Genomic DNA, 16,681 nt, shown 5'->3' with positions numbered 1-16,681 from the left:
TCCCAGGTCAGCCGTGCCACTCGCAGAAGAGCACCGTGGCGTCGTCGCCGAACTTGCCGTGGTGGTACTCCAGCACCGCGTGCACCAGGCGCCGCAGCGTCTCGGGCACCGGCATGTTGTCGGCCTGGTGGCGGATGACGAAGTCCACGAACCGCTCCACGCCGAACTCCCGGCCCTCCGAGTCACGCGCCTCGATGATGCCGTCGGTGTACAGCAGCAGCCGGTCGCCCGGTTCGAGCTGCTCCCGGCACACCGTCACCGGCAGCCCCAGGTCCATCCCCAGCGGGTGGGAGGGCTCGCACTCCAGGTCGCGGACCTCCTCGCCCCGGATGAGCACCGGCGGCAGGTGCCCGCAGTTGACCCAGTACAGCTCCCCGGTGGCCATGTTCAGCTCGGCCAGGACCGCGGTGGCGAAGCGGGTGCGCACGAACTCCTGGATCAGGGTGTGCTCCACCCCTCCGCAGATGTCGACCAGCGGGGTGCCCTTGCGTCGCTCGTTGCGAAAGGCCCCCACCGCCAGGTTCGCGATGAGCCCGGCGGCGTTGTCGTGGCCCATGGCGTCGAACACCGCCAGGTGGGCGGTCTCCCCGGCCAGGGCGTAGTCGAAGGAGTCGCCGGCGTTGTCGTAGGCCGGCTCGGTGGCGGCCGAGATCGTCACCCGCGAGTCGGCGAAGGTGCCCGGCGGCATGAGCGTCCACTGCATCTCCGCCGAGACCGACATGGGTTCTGTGCGGATCAACCGGGCGTAGGCGTCGCTGTTGGAGCGCTTGGCGATGACCAGCAGGCCCACCATGGAGGCCAGGTCACGCATCGCCGAGCGGTCGGGGTCGCCCGGGTAGCCCACGTGCAGCACGCCCAGGCGCTCGGCGCCGTCCAGGACCGGGACCCAGTAGCGCTGCTCGTCCTCCACCCGCACGGCCACGCCCGTGACGTAGGCCTGACCGGCCACGGAGTCGTCCACCGGCAGGTCCTCACCGCCCTGGTGGGCGTCGATCCCCTCTCCCGTGACCTCGCGCAGGACCTGCTGCTGGTGGTCGGCGAGGTAGACGCGCGCCTGGGAGAGCCCGGCGCTGTCGGCCTTCTTGGCCACGAGTGAGGGCAGTTCCTCGAAGGTGGCCAGGTGTCCGGCCCGCACGAGGGAGACCATCAACTCGTTGGACACGTGTTGCACCGGCATGACAGCACCCCGGAATCCGGCACGACAGTCGTTCGTCTCACGAACTTCTACCCGCCATGCCACCTTTCGACCAGAAAATACATTTTCGCACGTGAGAGCCTGACCGAACAGGCCACGGCCCCCACCGGAACCTCCCTCGGGGCGCCCCGTCCGAAACCACCCCCGCCGTAGAGGAGGGTGGCCGCGGACGGCGCTGGGCCCCCGCCCGCTCACCGGTCGGCGGGAGGTTCCTCCACCGCGCGGGCGTTCGGAGCGCAGGGCAGGGTGTTCGCGAGCGCGAGCCCGGTGGGCGTCCTCTCCGACGACCGCGGAGGCCGCTCGGAAGGGCTGGCCGACTCCCGCGCCCGCGGGTCGTCGAGTGAGCGGAACACGGGCGCGACCAGGGCGGCGATCGCCGTGACGCCCGCGAGCACGGCGAGGACGGCACCCGCGACGGGCAGCCCGACGAGCAGTCCGCCCAGGCCGGGTCCGGCCAGCAGCAGGACGTTGCCCATCGTCTCGCGGGTGGCGATCAGCCGGTCCAGCCGTCCCGGCCCGGCGGCACCGGCCCGCCTACCCGGCCGATCGGCTCGGTCCGGTCGGTCCGGTCGGTCGGCTCCGAGTCCGGCCAGGGCGGGCAGCAGCGTCTCCTGAGCCGTCATCCCCGGCGCCCGGATCACCGCCCCGACGACGGCCAGGGTCAGGAACCAGGCCGTGTAAGGCCCGCGCCCGGCGTGAACCGGACACGGGCCTTGGGTCGAGGAGGCGGCCGTCAGGGCGTCCGTGGTGTCAGGCGGGGCCGGACCCGCCCGCCGAGGAGGCGGGCGAGGAAGCGCTCGGCCGCGCGGTACAGGTCGACGGCCTGGACACCCGGGCACCACGGGCGCCGTGCGCGGCGCTGGCACCGCGCGGACCTAACGACCCCCGTGGGCCCCGCGGATGTCACCGGGCAGCACCTCGGGCAGCCCGCGCCCGCACCCCGCGCACGCGGCCCGGCGCCGCACCGCGTAGGCGGCCGTGGCCACCCCCAGTGCCGCGCCCCAGACCGCCATCGACGCGAACGCCGCCGTGTGCAGCGGCTCGGCGGTCAGCAGCGAACGCGCCTGCGCGTCGAGGAGCTCGACCACGATGCCGCGGCCCATCGCCACCAGCGCCACCGCCACCAGGGACGCGGGCACCACCGCCAGCCCCACCGGCACCCGGCGACCGGCCAGACCGGCCATCCACCACGGGAAGCGCACGCCCCAGCGCTGGACGAGTCCCAGCATCAGCACCACGCCCACCAGACCGGCCGTGCCCAGCCCCACCCCGATGACGATCATGCCGTCGGCGGCCATGGCGTCGAACCGCTCCTGGCCGACCCCCACCGCGATACCGAAGAGCCAGGGCAGGCGCAGCGACGGGTAGAACAGGGCCACCACGCAGGCCACGGCCACCGCGATCCGGCCGACCCACAGCGCCCGGGCCCGCACGGCGCGCTCGCGCCCGGCGTCCCACTCCGGCGCGCGCCCGCAGCGCTGGCAGGCGCCGCGCACCGCACGGCGGTGGGTGAGCGCCGCCACCACCCACACCGCCACACCCGCCGCGAAGAACAGGGTGGACAGGTGGGAGGCGGTGAAGGTCGCCTCCACCCACAGCTGGAACAGGTCGGGCACGACCCACCCCGCCACCGGCAGGATCATCGTGTACCCCAGCCAGGACAGCAGTTGCCCGTCCACGAACACCAGCAGCACCACCGCACCCAGTGTCCAGGAGAGCGCCTCGCCCGCGCGGCCCCCGCCTCCCCGCGGGCGCAGCATGAGCACGGCGCCCACCGCGCCCACCGCACCCAGCAGCAGGGACACCGCCCCCGAGGCCGTCCGGGCGTTCAGCAGGCCCGAGGCGTCCGGGGCGAGCAGGGCGAACAGCGAGCCGAACCCGGCCTGCCCGGGGGCGCCCGCCGAGACCACCCCGCTCAGCCAGGCCAGCCCCAGGGCCAGGGCCACCGCCGACCAGGCCAGGGCCGTCCAGGGGGCGGCGGTGGGCCGCGGGTGGTCGTGGCGGGTCTCGGTGACAGGTGGTGAGGCGGCCATGGCCTGCTCCTCATCTCAGGTGCGGTCGTTACTGACCCCCACACCCTCGCGCGCACGGGCCCCGGCGCACCTCACCGTGCAGCGGGATCCGCCTCCCCCGAGCGGGGGAGATCCGGTGCCCCGCGTACGCATCCCGGCCCGTGTCCCCGCCGGGCGGCCACGGCCGGACCGGTGCGCCCCGCCGCCGCGCCCGGCTATCCCTGACCGGCCTGGTACGCCTTGTCCAGGGCGGAGACCACCACCTCCACGGACTGGGCACCCGAAATGCCGACGGCGCGGTCCATGACGAAGAAGGGCACCCCGGTCGCGCCCAACCGGCGGGCCAGGGCGATGTCCTCGCGCACGTCCTCGGCGTACTCCCCGCCCTCCAGCACCCGCAGCACCTCCTGGGACTCCAGGCCGACCTCGGCCGCCACCTCCACCAGGGCCGCGGTGTCGCTGAGGTCGCGGGCCTCCACCAGTTGGGCGCGCATGAACCGCTCCTGCGCCCGCCCCTCCAGGCCGTGGGTCCGGGCCAGGTGGATGAGGCGGTGGACGTCGAAGGTGTTGACCATGACCCCGCCCGCGAAGTCGTAGTCCAGGCCCTCCTGGGCGGCCACCTGCGTGACCTGCTCGGTCATCGACCGCACCTGCTCGCGGGGCGCCCCCATCTTGCGCGACAGCGAGTCGTAGACCGGCTCGCTCGCACCCGCGGGGAAGGAGGGGTCCAGCTGGAAGCTGCGCCAGCGCACCCGGACCTGGTCGGAGTGCTCGAACAGCTCCAGCGCCCTCTCCAGGCGCCGCTTGCCGATGTAGCACCACGGACAGACGATGTCGGACCACACCTCGACCTGCACAGGCCAACCCCCCACTCACCCACACGTTCTTCGGGCGCGTTTCCGCTCCGGCTCCGAGCCACACTAACCGGGACCCGATACCGGCGTATCCGTCGGCGAACAGGCCCCCGGGCCCGCGGAACGCGCCCTGTGTGACCAAGCACCCATCCGGGGTCCGACCGGCGCCCACCCTGGGGCTTCACCTCGCATCACGCACCCGCCACCTGCGGTGGCAGCACATCGAAACAAGCGCGACACATACGGCTGACCGTCGGGAAACACCCGGAAGGTTGCCTGAAACCTGTCCGACCCCGCAGCAGGAGGAGCCCATGGAAGAACTCGTCGTCATCGGCAACGGCATGGTCGGCCACCGCCTCGTCGAGGCCCTCCGCGACCGTGACACCGCCGGACACTGGCACATCACCGTCGTGGGCGAGGAGCCCCGCACCGCCTACGACCGGGTGGCCCTGTCCTCCTACTTCGACGGCGCCAGCGCCCAGGACCTGTCCCTGGGCGACCTGAGCGGCCCCGACGTGGACGTGCACGTCAACGAACGCGCCGTGGGCGTGGACCGCGCCAACCGCACCGTCACCACCGCGAGCGGGCGCGTCCTGGCCTACGACCGGCTCGTCCTGGCCACCGGCTCCACACCCTTCGTGCCCCCCGTACCCGGCCACGACCTGCCCGGCTGCCACGTCTACCGCACCATCGAGGACCTGGACGCCATCACCGCCTCCGCCCGCGGCGCGAGCACCGGCGTGGTCGTCGGCGGCGGCCTGCTGGGGCTGGAGGCCGCCAACGCCCTGCGCCTGCTGGGCGTCCAGGCGCACGTGGTCGAACTCGCCCCCCACCTGATGCCCGCCCAGATCGACGAGGGCGCCGGAGGCCTGCTGCGCAACCTGATCACCGACCTGGGCGTGCGGGTCCACACCGGTTCGGCCTCCACGGCCGTGGAGGCCGGCCCCGACGGGCGCGTGGCCCGCCTGACCCTGGGCGAGGGCTCCCTGGACGCCGACCTGGTCGTGTTCTCCGTGGGCATCCGCCCCCGCGACGACCTCGCCCGCGCGATCGGGCTGGAGGTCGGCGAGCGCGGCGGCATCGTCGTCGACGACACCTGCACCACCAGCGACGCCCACATCCACGCCGTGGGCGAGGCCGCCAACCACCGGGGCACCGTGTACGGCCTCATCGCGCCCGGCAACGCCATGGCCGAGGTCGTCGCCGACCGGCTCGTGGGCGGCCAGGCCACCTTCACCGGCGCCGACACCTCCACCAAGCTCAAGCTCATGGGCGTGGACGTGGCCAGCTTCGGCGACGCCCACGGCCGCACCCCCGGCGCCCTGGACGTGGTCGTCAACGACGCCGCCAGCGGCCGCTACGCCAAGCTCGTGGTCTCCGACGACGCCGCCACACTGCTCGGCGGCATCCTGGTCGGCGACGCCTCGGCCTACGCCACCCTGCGCCCCCTGGTCGGCTCCCCGCTGCCCGGCGACCCGTTGTCGCTGATCACCCCCGAGGGCGCCGCCCTGGGCGCCGACGCCCTGCCCGAGACCGCCCAGATCTGCTCGTGCAACGCCGTCACCAAGGGCGAGCTGACCGAGGCCATCTCCTGCGGCAACCACGACGTGCCCGCGCTGAAGGCCTGCACCAAGGCGGGCACCAGCTGCGGCTCGTGCGTGCCCATGCTCAAGCAGATCCTCGCCCAGGCGGGCATCGAGCAGTCCAAGGCCCTGTGCGAGCACTTCCCCCAGTCGCGCGCCGAACTGGTCGAGATCGTGCGCGCCACCGGCACCAGCACGTTCTCCGGGCTCATCGCCGCCCACGGCACCGGGCACGGCTGCGACGTGTGCAAGCCCGCGGTGGCCTCCATCCTGGCCTCCCTGGGCAACGGGCACATCCTGGAGGGCGAACAGGCCACCCTCCAGGACACCAACGACCGCTACCTGGCCAACATGCAGCGCAACGGCACCTACTCGGTCGTGCCGCGCATCCCCGGCGGCGAGATCACCCCCGACAAGCTCATCGTCATCGGCGAGGTCGCACGCGACTTCAACCTCTACACCAAGATCACCGGCGGCCAGCGCATCGACCTGTTCGGCGCCCGCCTCGAACAGCTGCCCCTCATCTGGAAGCGCCTGGTCGACGCCGGGTTCGAGTCCGGACACGCCTACGGCAAGTCCCTGCGCACCGTCAAGTCGTGCGTGGGCACCACCTGGTGCCGCTTCGGCGTCCAGGACTCGGTGGGCCTGGCCATCCGCCTGGAGGAGCGCTACCGGGGCCTGCGCTCGCCTCACAAGCTCAAGGCGGCCGTCTCCGGGTGCGCCCGCGAGTGCGCCGAGGCCCGCGGCAAGGACTTCGGCGTCATCGCCACCGACAAGGGCTGGAACCTGTACGTGGGCGGCAACGGCGGCTTCACCCCCCGCCACGCCGAACTCCTGGCCTCGGACCTGGACGAGGACACCCTCATCCGCTACGTCGACCGGTTCCTGATGTTCTACGTGCGCACCGCCGACCGCCTCCAGCGCACCGCCCCCTGGGTCGAGTCCCTGGACGGCGGCCTGGACCACCTGCGCGACGTCGTCGTCGAGGACTCCCTGGGCATCGCCGCCGAACTGGAGGAGGCCATGGAACGCCACGTGGACTCCTACGGCGACGAGTGGGCCGCGGTCCTGGCCGACCCCGACAAGCTCGCGCGCTTCGTCTCCTTCGCCAACGCCCCCGACACCCCCGACCCCACCATCAGCTTCACCACCACCCGCGACCAGCCGGTCCCCGCCGCTCCCGTCAGCCTGGGCATGCCCGCCCGCCGACCCCAGGAGGCCACCCGATGACCGTCACCACCGAAGCCCAGCCCACCACCTGGATCGACGCCTGCCCCCTCGCGGGCCTGCGCGTCGAGGACGGGGTGGCCGTGCTGCTCCCCGACGGCCGCCAGGTCGCCCTGTTCCGCACCCGCGACCAGCACCTGTACGCCGTCGACAACATCGACCCCTACACCGGCGCCGCCGTCATCTCGCGCGGCATCGTCGGCGACCGCGCGGGCGAGCCCACCGTCGCCTCGCCCATGCTCAAGAACGTCTTCTCCCTGCGCACCGGCCAGAGCCTGGACGACGAGCACGTGCGCCTGACCACCTGGCCCGTGCGCCAGACCGACACCGCCGTGCAGATCGCCGCACGCGCCGAGGAGAGCACACCGTGAACACCTCCCTGGACGGCGGGACCGCGGCCCCGCCCGCGCGGCGCCCGGCCGAACCCGCGACCACCGCGCCGCTGGCCGGGTTCACCGTCGCCGTCACCGCCGCGCGCCGCGCCGAGGAGATCAGCGCCCTGCTGCGCCGCAAGGGTGCCCAGGTCCTGGCCGCCCCGGCCCTGCGCATCGTCCCGCTCAGCGACGACCAGCGCCTGGCCGCGGTCTCCGAACAGCTCGCCCGCCGCCCCGCCGACGTCGTTGTGGCCACCACCGGCATCGGCTTCCGCGGCTGGGTGGAGGCCTGCGAGACCTGGGGCACCGTCGACCCGCTCCTGGCGAGCCTGCGCACCTCGCGCCTGCTGGCCCGCGGCCCCAAGGCCAAGGGCGCCATCCGCGCCGCCGGACTCACCGAGGAGTGGTCGCCGCCCTCGGAGTCCTCCGCCGAGGTCCTGGACTACCTGCTCGCCCAGGGCGTGCAGGGGCTGCGCGTGGCCATCCAGCTGCACGGCGAACCCCTGCCCGACTTCACCGCCGCGCTGCGCCTGGCCGGAGCCGATGTCGTCGAGGTCCCCGTCTACCGCTGGACCCAGCCCGAGGACACCGCGCCCCTGGACCGCCTCATCGAGGCCGTCACCAGCGGGGGAGTGGACGCGGTCACCTTCACCAGCGCCCCGGCCGCGGCGGGGCTGCTGGCCCGCGCCCACACCACCGGCCACCAGGCCGCCCTGGTCCAGGCCCTGCGCGGCGACGTCCTGGCCATGTGCGTGGGTGCGGTCACCGCACGCCCCCTCATGGCCCACGACATCCCCACCGTGTGGCCCCAGCGCGCCCGCGTCGGCGCCCAGGTCCGCGCGCTCGCCGAGGAGCTGCCCGCGCGCTTTCCCACCCTGCCCGTGGCCGGACACCGCCTGCGCCTGCGCGGCCACGCCGTCCTGGTCGACGGCACCGTGCGCACCCTCTCGCCCACCCTGATGCGTGTGCTGCGCGAGCTGGCCCGCAGGCCCGGCCAGGTCCTGGACCGCACCCGCCTGCTCACCTGCCTGGGCGAGGACGCCGACGCCCACGCCGTGGAGACGGCCGTGGCCCGGCTGCGTACCGCGCTGGGCGACTCCCGGATCATCCAGACCGTGGTCAAACGCGGCTACCGGCTGGCCCTGGACACCACCGAACCCGCCCTCTGACGGGCGCACCGGCCCACCCGCCCAAGGGAAGGAAGAAGCGGACCCCGGCCCCGGCCGTCCGCGCCACGCGATGCACCGACACCCCACCCTGCTGCTGGCCGTCCACGGCACCCGCGACCCCCACGGCACCGCCGTGGCCCACTCCCTGGCCCTGCGCGTGGCCGAGGTGACGGGCCAGCCCACCCGCCTGGCCTTCGCCGACGTGCTCGCGCCCACCGTCGGCGAGGTCGCCGCCCACACCCCCGGGCCCCTGGTGGTCGTGCCCGCGTTCCTGGCCTCGGGCTACCACGTGCGCACCGACATCCCCCACCAGCTCGCCCGCGCCGGACGCGCCGACGCCGTCATCACCCCCGCCCTGGGCGAGCACCCCGCGGTCCTGGACACCGCCGTGCGCCGCCTGGTCGGGGCCGGGTACCGGCCCGGGGACGCCGTCGTGCTGGCCTGCGCCGGGACCTCCGACCCCTTCGCGGGCGCCGAGCTGGAGCAGGCCGCCCAGCGCATGGCCCAGCGCCTGGGCACCCCCGTGGAGCTGGGGTTCATCGCCACCGGCAGTCCCACCGTGGCCGAACAGGTGACCCGTCTGCGCGAGCGGGGGCACCGGAGGGTGGCCGTGGCCAGCTGGCTGCTGGCGCCGGGGCTCTTCCACGACCGCCTGGCCGGGGCGGGCGCGGACGTGGTGGCGCGCCCGCTGTGCCCGGACCCGGCGCTGGCCCACGCCGTGGCCGCCCGCTACCGCCAGGCCGCCATCGCCCAGCCCGTCTGACTCAGGGTTTTGACACCAGGCGGGGGAGGGGAGCGGTGTCCGCGGGCTGGGCACCGGTTGGCACCGGTCCACCCGGCCGCGCGCTCCCCAGCCATGGCCACAACCGGCCGCCGGGTGCGCGGGGCCACCGGACGGGGAAGACCACCCGTGGGTTCCCCACCCATCCCGGTCCGCACCGCCCACGAGGACGGCCATGCCCGCAGTATCCGCACCCCTGCTCGACTTCCACGACCCCGCCAGCGACCGGGCCGTCGGCGCCCTGTTCGGCGCCCCCGCCGCCGCGGCCCTGGTCGGCACCTCCCCCTCCCTGACCGCGCACACCACCGCCCCCGACACCGCCCACGCCCGCCTGGTGCGCGCCGCGCTCACCGACCTGGCCGGACCCGACCACCCGCCCCGGCCCCCTGAGGACCCCGTTCAGCGCGCCTGGGCCGGGGCGCTGCGCACCGCCGCCCGCACCGGCGCCCCGCCCCCCGCCGCACCCGCCCTGGAGCACACCACCGCCGACGACCCCCTGGGCGCCTCCTGGCGGGCCCTGACGCGCACCCGCCGCCCCGCCGAGGACCCCGCCCGCGGCTCCTTCGCCTGCACCCACCTGGTCGACGCCGTCTGGTCGGCCTACGCCGCCGCCGGGGACCGGGCCGCCCTGTACACCGGCACCCTGGCCGCCGCCCTGTGGGGCGCCTCGGCCCTGCCCCTGCACGCCCTGCGCCGACTGTCGGAGACCACCGACCCCCACGCCCTGACCACCACCGCCCTGACCACCGCCCGCGGCCCCCACCCCACCCTGTGGCCCGAACACCCCGTCCTGGTCGACGAACCCCGCCGCCTGCCGCCCTTCGCCGTCCCCCACCCCCTGGACCCGGGCGTCCTGCTGGGCAACCTCGACCACCTGCGCGCCCGCCCCGACACCGTGGACGCCGCGGTCTCGCTGTGCCGCACCCACCCCAGCGACGCACCCCACCTGCCCGCCACCGACTGGGTGCGGGTGTGGCTGCACGACCGCAGGGGCGCCAACTCCCACCCGCACTTCACCCTGGACGAGGCCGCCGCCGCGGTCGCGGCCCTGCGCGCGGAGGGCAAACGCGTCCTGCTGCACTGCTGGGCGGGCGCCTCGCGCACCCCGGCCGTGGCCACCCGCTACGCCGTCACCGCCCTGGGCGCCCCCGTCCTGCCCACCCTGGCCGCCATGATCCGCACCGTGGGCGGGCACCTGGACAACCCCAGCCTGTCCACCGCCGTCGCCCGGCTCAGCGGCGTGGACCTGCCCGACCCGGCCGCCACCCTCTTCCCCGAGGGCGTGCCGCCCCGACGCCCCGAACTGCCCGAACCCCACATCACCGGGTGACAAGTTCCACAAATCCTCCCTTTCCGGTACCGTTACCCTCGCGTTACCCCTAGGATCTGCGCCCAGAACCCCGCGCACCACCCGGCGGCCCGCTCCAGGTGCCGCGCCCTCCCGCGACCCGGGGCGCCGCACCACCCGCGCACCCTGCCACGGCAACCGCGCACCACACCCCGGAGCACCCGCGCCGCCACGCCCTGTTCCCGTTCGAAGGACTACCCGTCGTGGGCACACACCCGCCCCAGAACCCGCCGGCCGAAGAAGACGCCACCCGCGCTGGCGCGCCCGTGGGTCCCCGCGTGGCCGCCAAGCGCTCCCGCCGCAAGCGCACCCTGATCCTGGCCTCGGCCACCGGGGCCGCACTGCTGGTGGGCGGCACCGCCGCCGCGGCCGTCATCGCCACCGGCGCCGACCCGGGCAGCGCCACCAACGCCGCGGGCGTCCCCCAGGCCGACCCGGACCCGCTGGTCGCCGACGACGCCACGCCCAACGCCGGGCAGGAGCAGCAGCAACTCGCCCAGGAGGCCGTCACCTCCGCCACCCAGCGCTCCAGCACCGACGCCTCCGACGTCCTCGAAGAGCCCGAGGAGGAGGAGACCGAGGAGGCCGAGGAGCCCGCCGCCGACAGCGGCGCCGACTCCGAGTCCACCGGCCAGGGCGGCACCTGCCAGGCCTCCTACTACGGAGCCGACTTCGCCGGGCGCACCACCGCCAACGGTGAGACGTTCGACCCCAACGCCATGACCGCCGCGCACAAGACCCTGCCCTTCGGCACCCAGGTCCAGGTCACCAACCCCGGCAGCGGCGAGTCCGTGACCGTGCGCATCAACGACCGCGGCCCCTACGTCGACGGACGCTGCCTGGACCTGTCCACCGCGGCCTTCGACCAGATCATCGGCACCGGAGCCGGTGTGGGCCAGGTCGAGTGGCAGGTCGTGGGGTAACGCCCCACCCCCACACGCGTGCGCGCCGCGGCCGCCCCCGGACGGGGCCGTCGCGGCGCCCGCGTCCGAGGGCCGCCCACCGGAGCGAAGGCGGGCCACCGGCCCCGGACCGCGCCCACCGGGCACGCGGCCACCGCACCCGCCGCGCGTGTGAGCCCCCACACGTCACCGCTTCGTGGCACAATCCCCAGCACCCACACCAACACCACACAGGGGAGCAGGGGCGTGTTCCGCACCACCACCGGCTGGGTCGTCTCACCCACCGACCTCGTCGACACCCTGGAGTGCGACCACCGCAGCGCCCTGAAGACCGCCCTGGCCGCCCGCGTCGAAGGCGCACCCGCACCCGCCGCCATCGACCCGCTCGTGGCCCAGCACGGCCTGGCCCACGAACAGGCCGAACTCGAACGCCTCAGCGCCCTGGTCGAGGTCGCCCGCATGCCCGACCCCCGCCCCGAGGACGCCTCCCTGGCCGCGGCCGCCCAGGCCACCGCCGACGCCATGGCCGCCGGAGTCCCCGTCATCTACCAGGGCAGCTTCCACCACCGCCTCACCGAACCCGGCCCCGGCGGACAGGCGGTGTCCTTCCACGGCCGCGCCGACTTCCTCATCCGCTCCGACCTGGACCCCGCCACCGGCCGCACCCGCACCCCCGCCCCCACGGCCTGGACCTACGAACCCTGGGACACCAAGCTCGCCCGCCGCCCCGGCCCCGGCGCCGTCGTCCAGCTCGCCGCCTACGCCCACGCCGTCAGCGTCGCCACCGGCCACACCCCCCAGCACATGCACCTGCTCACCGGCGACAACCACACCCACACCCTGCCCACCGCCGACTTCACCCCCATCCTGAGCACCGTCACCACCCGCCTGCTCACCCTCCTGGCCAGCGAACCCGCCCTGCCCACCCCCACCTGGGGCCAACCACGCCCCGCCTGCGAGGGCTGCGGCTACCAGGCCTGGTGCTCCCAGGGGCGCACCGCCGCCCGTCACCTGTCCCTGGTCGCCGGACTGCGCACCGACCAGGCCGCCAAACTCACCGACGCCGGCCTGGGCACCATCGACGCCCTCGCCCGGGCCGGCGACGACGAGCGCCCCGCCACCCTGCCCCGCCGCTCCTTCGACCAGCTGCGCGCCCAGGCCGCCCTCCAGGTGCGCCAGGACCACACCCGCACCCCCGCCAACCCCCAGGGCACCGTCACCGCCGAGGTCTTCGCCCCCGACGGCCTGGCCAGCCTGCCCGCCCCCAGCCCCGGCGACGTCTTCTTCGACATGGAGGGCTACCCCTACCACTCCCGCGAGGGCGAACGCGGCCTGGAGTACCTCTTCGGCGCCACCACCGAGGACGAACACGGCAACGAGACCTTCCACGCCTTCTGGGCCCACGACCGCGCCCAGGAGAAGAAGGCCCTGGAGGACTTCGTCGACTTCGCCACCGCCCGCGTGGACGCCGACCCCGGCGCCCACGTCTACCACTACGCCTCCTACGAGGTGGACCGCCTCAAACACCTGAGCTCGGAGTTCGCCACCCGCGAGGAGGAGGTCAACCGGCTCCTGCGCGAGAACCGCCTCGTGGACCTGTACACCGTCGTGCGCAAGAGCCTGCGCGTGTCCCAGCGCTCCTACTCCATCAAGTACCTCGAACCCCTCTACCTGCCCGCCGCCCGCTCCGGCGGCGTCACCACCGCCACCTCCAGCATCGACGCCTACGCCGCCTACCTGGCCGCCACCGAGGCCGCACGCCCCGACCGGGCCGCGCAGGTCCTGGCCGACATCGCCGCCTACAACCGCGACGACTGCCACTCCACCGCGCGCCTGCGCGACTGGCTGGAGGACCACCGCACCCACCAGGGCATCACCGACCGCCCCCTGGTCCAGCTCGAACTCACCGAGGCCGAGGCCGAACGCGCCCGCAAACGCGAGGAGAAGGCCGCCCGCCACGCCGCCCTCACCGCACCCCTGCTCGACCAGGTCCCCGCCCAGGCCCAGGACCGCGAACCCGACCACCACACCCGCGCCCAACTGGCCGCCCTGGTCGGCTACTACCAGCGCGAGAACCTGCCCCCCTGGCGCGAGCACTACCGGCGCACCAGCGCCCCCCTGACCGACCTGGAGTCCGACACCGACTGCGCCGTGCCCTGGCAGGTACGCGCGGGGGAGTGGATCGAACCCAGCGGCCGCCAGCGCAAGTCCCGCCGCGAACTGTCCCTGCGCCTGGACACCGCCCACCCCCACCCCTTCACCTCCGGCCAGGACGTGCACCTGCTCTACCCCGGCGCCCCCGGACAGGCCGCCACCACCACCCAGGCCAAGGTCGCCGAGGCCGACGCCGACGCCCTGGCCATCACCGAGACCTGCGACCCCGACTCCACCTACTCCCGGCCCCCCGTCGCCGTCCTGCCCGGATCCCCGGTCAACCCCACCCCCAAGGACGGCGCCCTGGAGACGGTGGCCCGCACCGCCCTGGACACCCTGCCCGCCTGGCCCCACCACCCCGGCCTGGACGTGCTGCGCCGCATCCCGCCGCGTCTGAGCGCCCCCGGCCCGCTGCCCGACCCCGCCGACCACGACGGTGACCTCATCGCCACCACCATCGCCGCCGTGGACCGCCTGGAGGGCTCCTACCTCGCCGTGCAGGGCCCGCCCGGCGCCGGCAAGACCTACCTGGCCGCCCAGCTCATCACCCACCTGGCCCGCCAGGGCAAGAGCGTGGGCGTGTGCTCCACCGGCCACAAGGCCGTGGAGAACGTCATGACCGCCGCCCTGCGCGCCGCCGAGGCCGCCGGAGTGGAGGTGGCCGCCGCCAAACGCGCCAAGGGCCGCGGCAAGGACGCCGCCGAGGACCTGCCCTGGGAACAGCCCTCCAGCCCCCAGGCCCTGGCCAGCTGGCGCGACAAACACACCGCCCAGGGCCACCCCGTCCTCATCGGCGGCACCGCCTGGGCCATGTCCAACGCCGCCATGCTCGCCGACCCCCTGGACGTGCTCATCATCGACGAGGCCGGACAGTTCGCGCTGGCCGACACCCTCGCCGTCTCCGCGGCCGCCCGCAACCTCGTCCTGCTGGGCGACCCCCAACAGCTGCCCCAGGTCGTCCAGGGCACCCACGGCGAGGGCGCCGACGCCTCCGCCCTGCAACACCTCATGGCCGGACGCCAGATCATCGACCCCTCACGCGGCTACTTCCTGGACCAGACCCGCCGCATGCACCCGGCCGTGTGCGCCACCGTCTCCGCCCTGTCCTACCAGGGGCGCCTGCACGCCCACCCCAGCACCGCCGACCGCGCCCTGGCCACCCTGGCGCCGGGCGTGTACACCCTGCCCACCCCCCACCAGGGCCGCACCACCCACAGCCCCGAGGAGGTCGAGGCGGTGGTGCAGGTGGCCACCCACCTGGTCACCGACAAGGTCACCAGCGCCGCCGAAGCGCACCCGCGTCCCCTGACCGGCCACGACATCCTCGTGGTGGCCCCCTACAACCTCCAGGTGCGCGCCCTGCGCCACGCCCTGGCCCAGGCCGCCCGCACCCACCCCGCCCTGGAGGGGGTGCGCGTGGGCACGGTGGACAAGTTCCAGGGCCAGGAGGCCGCCGCCGTCATCTGCTCGATGACCACCTCCAACGCCGCCGAGGCCAGCCGCGGCACCGCCTTCGTCCTGGACCGCAACCGCCTCAACGTGGCCCTGTCGCGCGCCCAGCTGGTCGCGGCGGTGGTCTTCTCACCCGACCTGCTCACCACCGCCCCGCGCAGCATCGACGAACTGCGCCTGCTGTCCTCCTTCACCCGCCTGAGCGAGGGCGCCCGCCCCTGGCCCGCCGCGCACTGACACGTCACCGCCCCGCGGTTTCGGATACCCGCCGGGTGGAGTACGTTTGGCCCCTGAGGCGGATCGCCATCCACCGGAATCGCCGCCCCGCACACCGCTGCTGGAGTCAGTGCTAGCTTGGTGGGCGTCGGCTCGGACGAAAACCACGTCCGGGTCGGCCTACCGCCGGGCTGGCGGGAAGCGATGTCGGTGGAGCTGATGTAAGACCGATGGGTGGCACCCCGCCCTCCGATAGTTCGGTTCGGCAACCGGCAACGAAGCAGAAAGCTCGACCCGCGAGGGAAGAATCTCCCTGCTTCGGCTGGAAGAGAAGTCAAACAGCACCGCGCTCGCCCCGGGCGTCACACGTCAGGGGCGGTGCCACGCGTGTTCTGACGGCAAGAACCACCACCCGCACCCCGGTGCGGGCGTGCCTCCGCCCGCCCTGGACCGCCACCCGTTCTCGAAAGGCACCACGGCCCCCGTGTCTGACCGTCCCTCCGCTCCCGGCAACGGCCGCAACACCCGCCACCCCACCGGCATCCGCGTCGTCATCGCCCTGTTGGCCCTGCTGTGCCTGGTGCTGGGGCCGGCCGGCTACCTCCGGGGACTCAGCGTCCAGGCCCACGCCGGCTCCGCGGCCGAGTGGTTCACCCTGGCCTTTGGCGCCGCCGTGGGCATCCCCCTGCTGGCCGCCGCCGTGGCCACCGTCGCCGGGGACCGCAGGGCCGCCCTGTGGTCGCTGGCCCTGCTGGCCTGGCCGGTGGTCTTCGTCGTGGCCATCCACCTGGCCCAGGCGCTGTGAGCGCCCCCCGCCCGCCGGGGCCCGCCCCCCGCTCGGACCGGCGGTAAGCTACCGACGTGTCACCCAAGAAACGCAAGCGCCGCAAGGCCCAGCGCCCCGACACCGCCCCGGCCGCTCCTCCCCAGGAGGAGAACGAACCAGGCCCCGGCCCGCTCACGCGGACGGGAAGTGTCAGCCGCACCCCGGTGGTCGTCGCCGACCCGCCCGACCGCAGGATCACCGCCCTGTGGGTGGTGCTGACCCTGGTGTGGCTGCTGGGCACCCCACTGGCGCTGGCCAACCTGCTGTTCGTGTTCATGGACCTACAGGAATCGGTGATCTCCGCCGCCCCCGACGCCCCGGTGGCCCCCGAGAGCCTGGAACCGGTGGGCAACGCCCTGGTCTGGGTCCTGGTCCTGGCCCTGGTCGTCCCGGCGGCCTCGGCCGTGACCGCCCTGGTCCTGCGGCGCAGGATCGCCGCGATCGGGTTCACCGCGGCCCTGGTCGTCTCGGCCCTGCCCCTGCTGTGGGTCATGCCCCCGGCCGAACTGTGGGACGCCCTGCGCACCCACCTGCTTGGCTGACACCCCGCCCCGACCGCTCCCGCCGCACCCGGGCGCCCGCGCCGCC

13 protein-coding genes are annotated in these 16,681 nt (G+C 74.6%); 9 read left to right on the top strand and 4 right to left on the bottom strand.

Annotated features, from left to right (window positions below; genetic code table 11):
• Positions 1–7: 7 nt before the first annotated feature.
• The 4 genes from ACSIH6_RS04825 to ACSIH6_RS04810 all read right to left on the bottom strand — a co-directional run bounded on the left by ACSIH6_RS04825 (position 8) and on the right by ACSIH6_RS04810 (position 4,064).
• Complete coding sequence (locus ACSIH6_RS04825; RefSeq protein ID WP_435106986.1) at positions 8–1,177, bottom strand: PP2C family protein-serine/threonine phosphatase; 1,170 nt, start codon at positions 1,175–1,177, stop codon at positions 8–10.
• Between the two features lie 209 nt (positions 1,178–1,386).
• Positions 1,387–1,818 carry a hypothetical protein gene (locus ACSIH6_RS04820; RefSeq protein ID WP_435106985.1) on the bottom strand — a complete coding sequence of 144 codons (432 nt, stop codon included), beginning with the start codon at positions 1,816–1,818 and terminating at the stop codon, positions 1,387–1,389.
• A gap of 252 nt (positions 1,819–2,070) precedes the next feature.
• Complete coding sequence (locus ACSIH6_RS04815) at positions 2,071–3,228, bottom strand: hypothetical protein (RefSeq protein WP_435106984.1); 1,158 nt, start codon at positions 3,226–3,228, stop codon at positions 2,071–2,073.
• Between the two features lie 194 nt (positions 3,229–3,422).
• Positions 3,423–4,064 (bottom strand): DsbA family oxidoreductase, encoded by a 642-nt coding sequence (locus ACSIH6_RS04810; protein ID WP_435106983.1) that lies wholly within the window; start codon positions 4,062–4,064, stop codon positions 3,423–3,425.
• 308 nt (positions 4,065–4,372) lie between these two features.
• On the opposite strand from ACSIH6_RS04810, the gene nirB reads away from it, so the two are divergent.
• From nirB to ACSIH6_RS04765, 9 genes are all read left to right on the top strand, one after another.
• Positions 4,373–6,874: a nitrite reductase large subunit NirB gene (nirB, locus tag ACSIH6_RS04805; protein ID WP_435106982.1), complete on the top strand. Its 2,502-nt coding sequence runs from the start codon at positions 4,373–4,375 to the stop codon at positions 6,872–6,874.
• The gene (gene nirD / locus ACSIH6_RS04800; protein ID WP_435106981.1) at positions 6,871–7,242 is read left to right on the top strand and encodes a nitrite reductase small subunit NirD; all 372 of its coding nucleotides are present in this window, start codon (positions 6,871–6,873) and stop codon (positions 7,240–7,242) included. Before nirB ends, nirD begins: the two co-directional genes overlap by 4 nt.
• On the top strand, positions 7,239–8,414 hold the full coding sequence (locus ACSIH6_RS04795; protein WP_435106980.1) for a uroporphyrinogen-III synthase: 1,176 nt from the start codon (positions 7,239–7,241) through the stop codon (positions 8,412–8,414). Before nirD ends, ACSIH6_RS04795 begins: the two co-directional genes overlap by 4 nt.
• Positions 8,415–8,484: 70 nt before the next feature.
• Positions 8,485–9,177 carry a sirohydrochlorin chelatase gene (locus ACSIH6_RS04790; protein WP_435106979.1) on the top strand — a complete coding sequence of 231 codons (693 nt, stop codon included), beginning with the start codon at positions 8,485–8,487 and terminating at the stop codon, positions 9,175–9,177.
• Between the two features lie 193 nt (positions 9,178–9,370).
• Entirely contained in the window at positions 9,371–10,525 is a 1,155-nt protein-coding gene (locus ACSIH6_RS04785) for a protein phosphatase (protein ID WP_435106978.1), read from the top strand.
• Positions 10,526–10,746: 221 nt separating this feature from the next.
• On the top strand, positions 10,747–11,466 hold the full coding sequence (locus ACSIH6_RS04780) for a septal ring lytic transglycosylase RlpA family protein (protein WP_435106977.1): 720 nt from the start codon (positions 10,747–10,749) through the stop codon (positions 11,464–11,466).
• 225 nt (positions 11,467–11,691) lie between these two features.
• Complete coding sequence (locus tag ACSIH6_RS04775) at positions 11,692–15,288, top strand: TM0106 family RecB-like putative nuclease (RefSeq protein ID WP_435106976.1); 3,597 nt, start codon at positions 11,692–11,694, stop codon at positions 15,286–15,288.
• 463 nt (positions 15,289–15,751) lie between these two features.
• A complete protein-coding gene (locus tag ACSIH6_RS04770; protein WP_435106975.1) occupies positions 15,752–16,072 on the top strand; it encodes a hypothetical protein in 321 nt (106 codons plus the stop codon).
• 56 nt (positions 16,073–16,128) lie between these two features.
• On the top strand, positions 16,129–16,635 hold the full coding sequence (locus ACSIH6_RS04765; RefSeq protein ID WP_435106974.1) for a hypothetical protein: 507 nt from the start codon (positions 16,129–16,131) through the stop codon (positions 16,633–16,635).
• Positions 16,636–16,681 lie beyond the last annotated feature (46 nt).

Origin of the sequence: Nocardiopsis synnemataformans (assembly GCF_965343085.1) — a bacterium.
GTDB lineage: Bacteria > Actinomycetota > Actinomycetes > Streptosporangiales > Streptosporangiaceae > Nocardiopsis > Nocardiopsis alborubida.
Note: the sequence above shows the minus strand (reverse complement) of the source record. Positions and strands in the feature narration are given on the sequence as shown.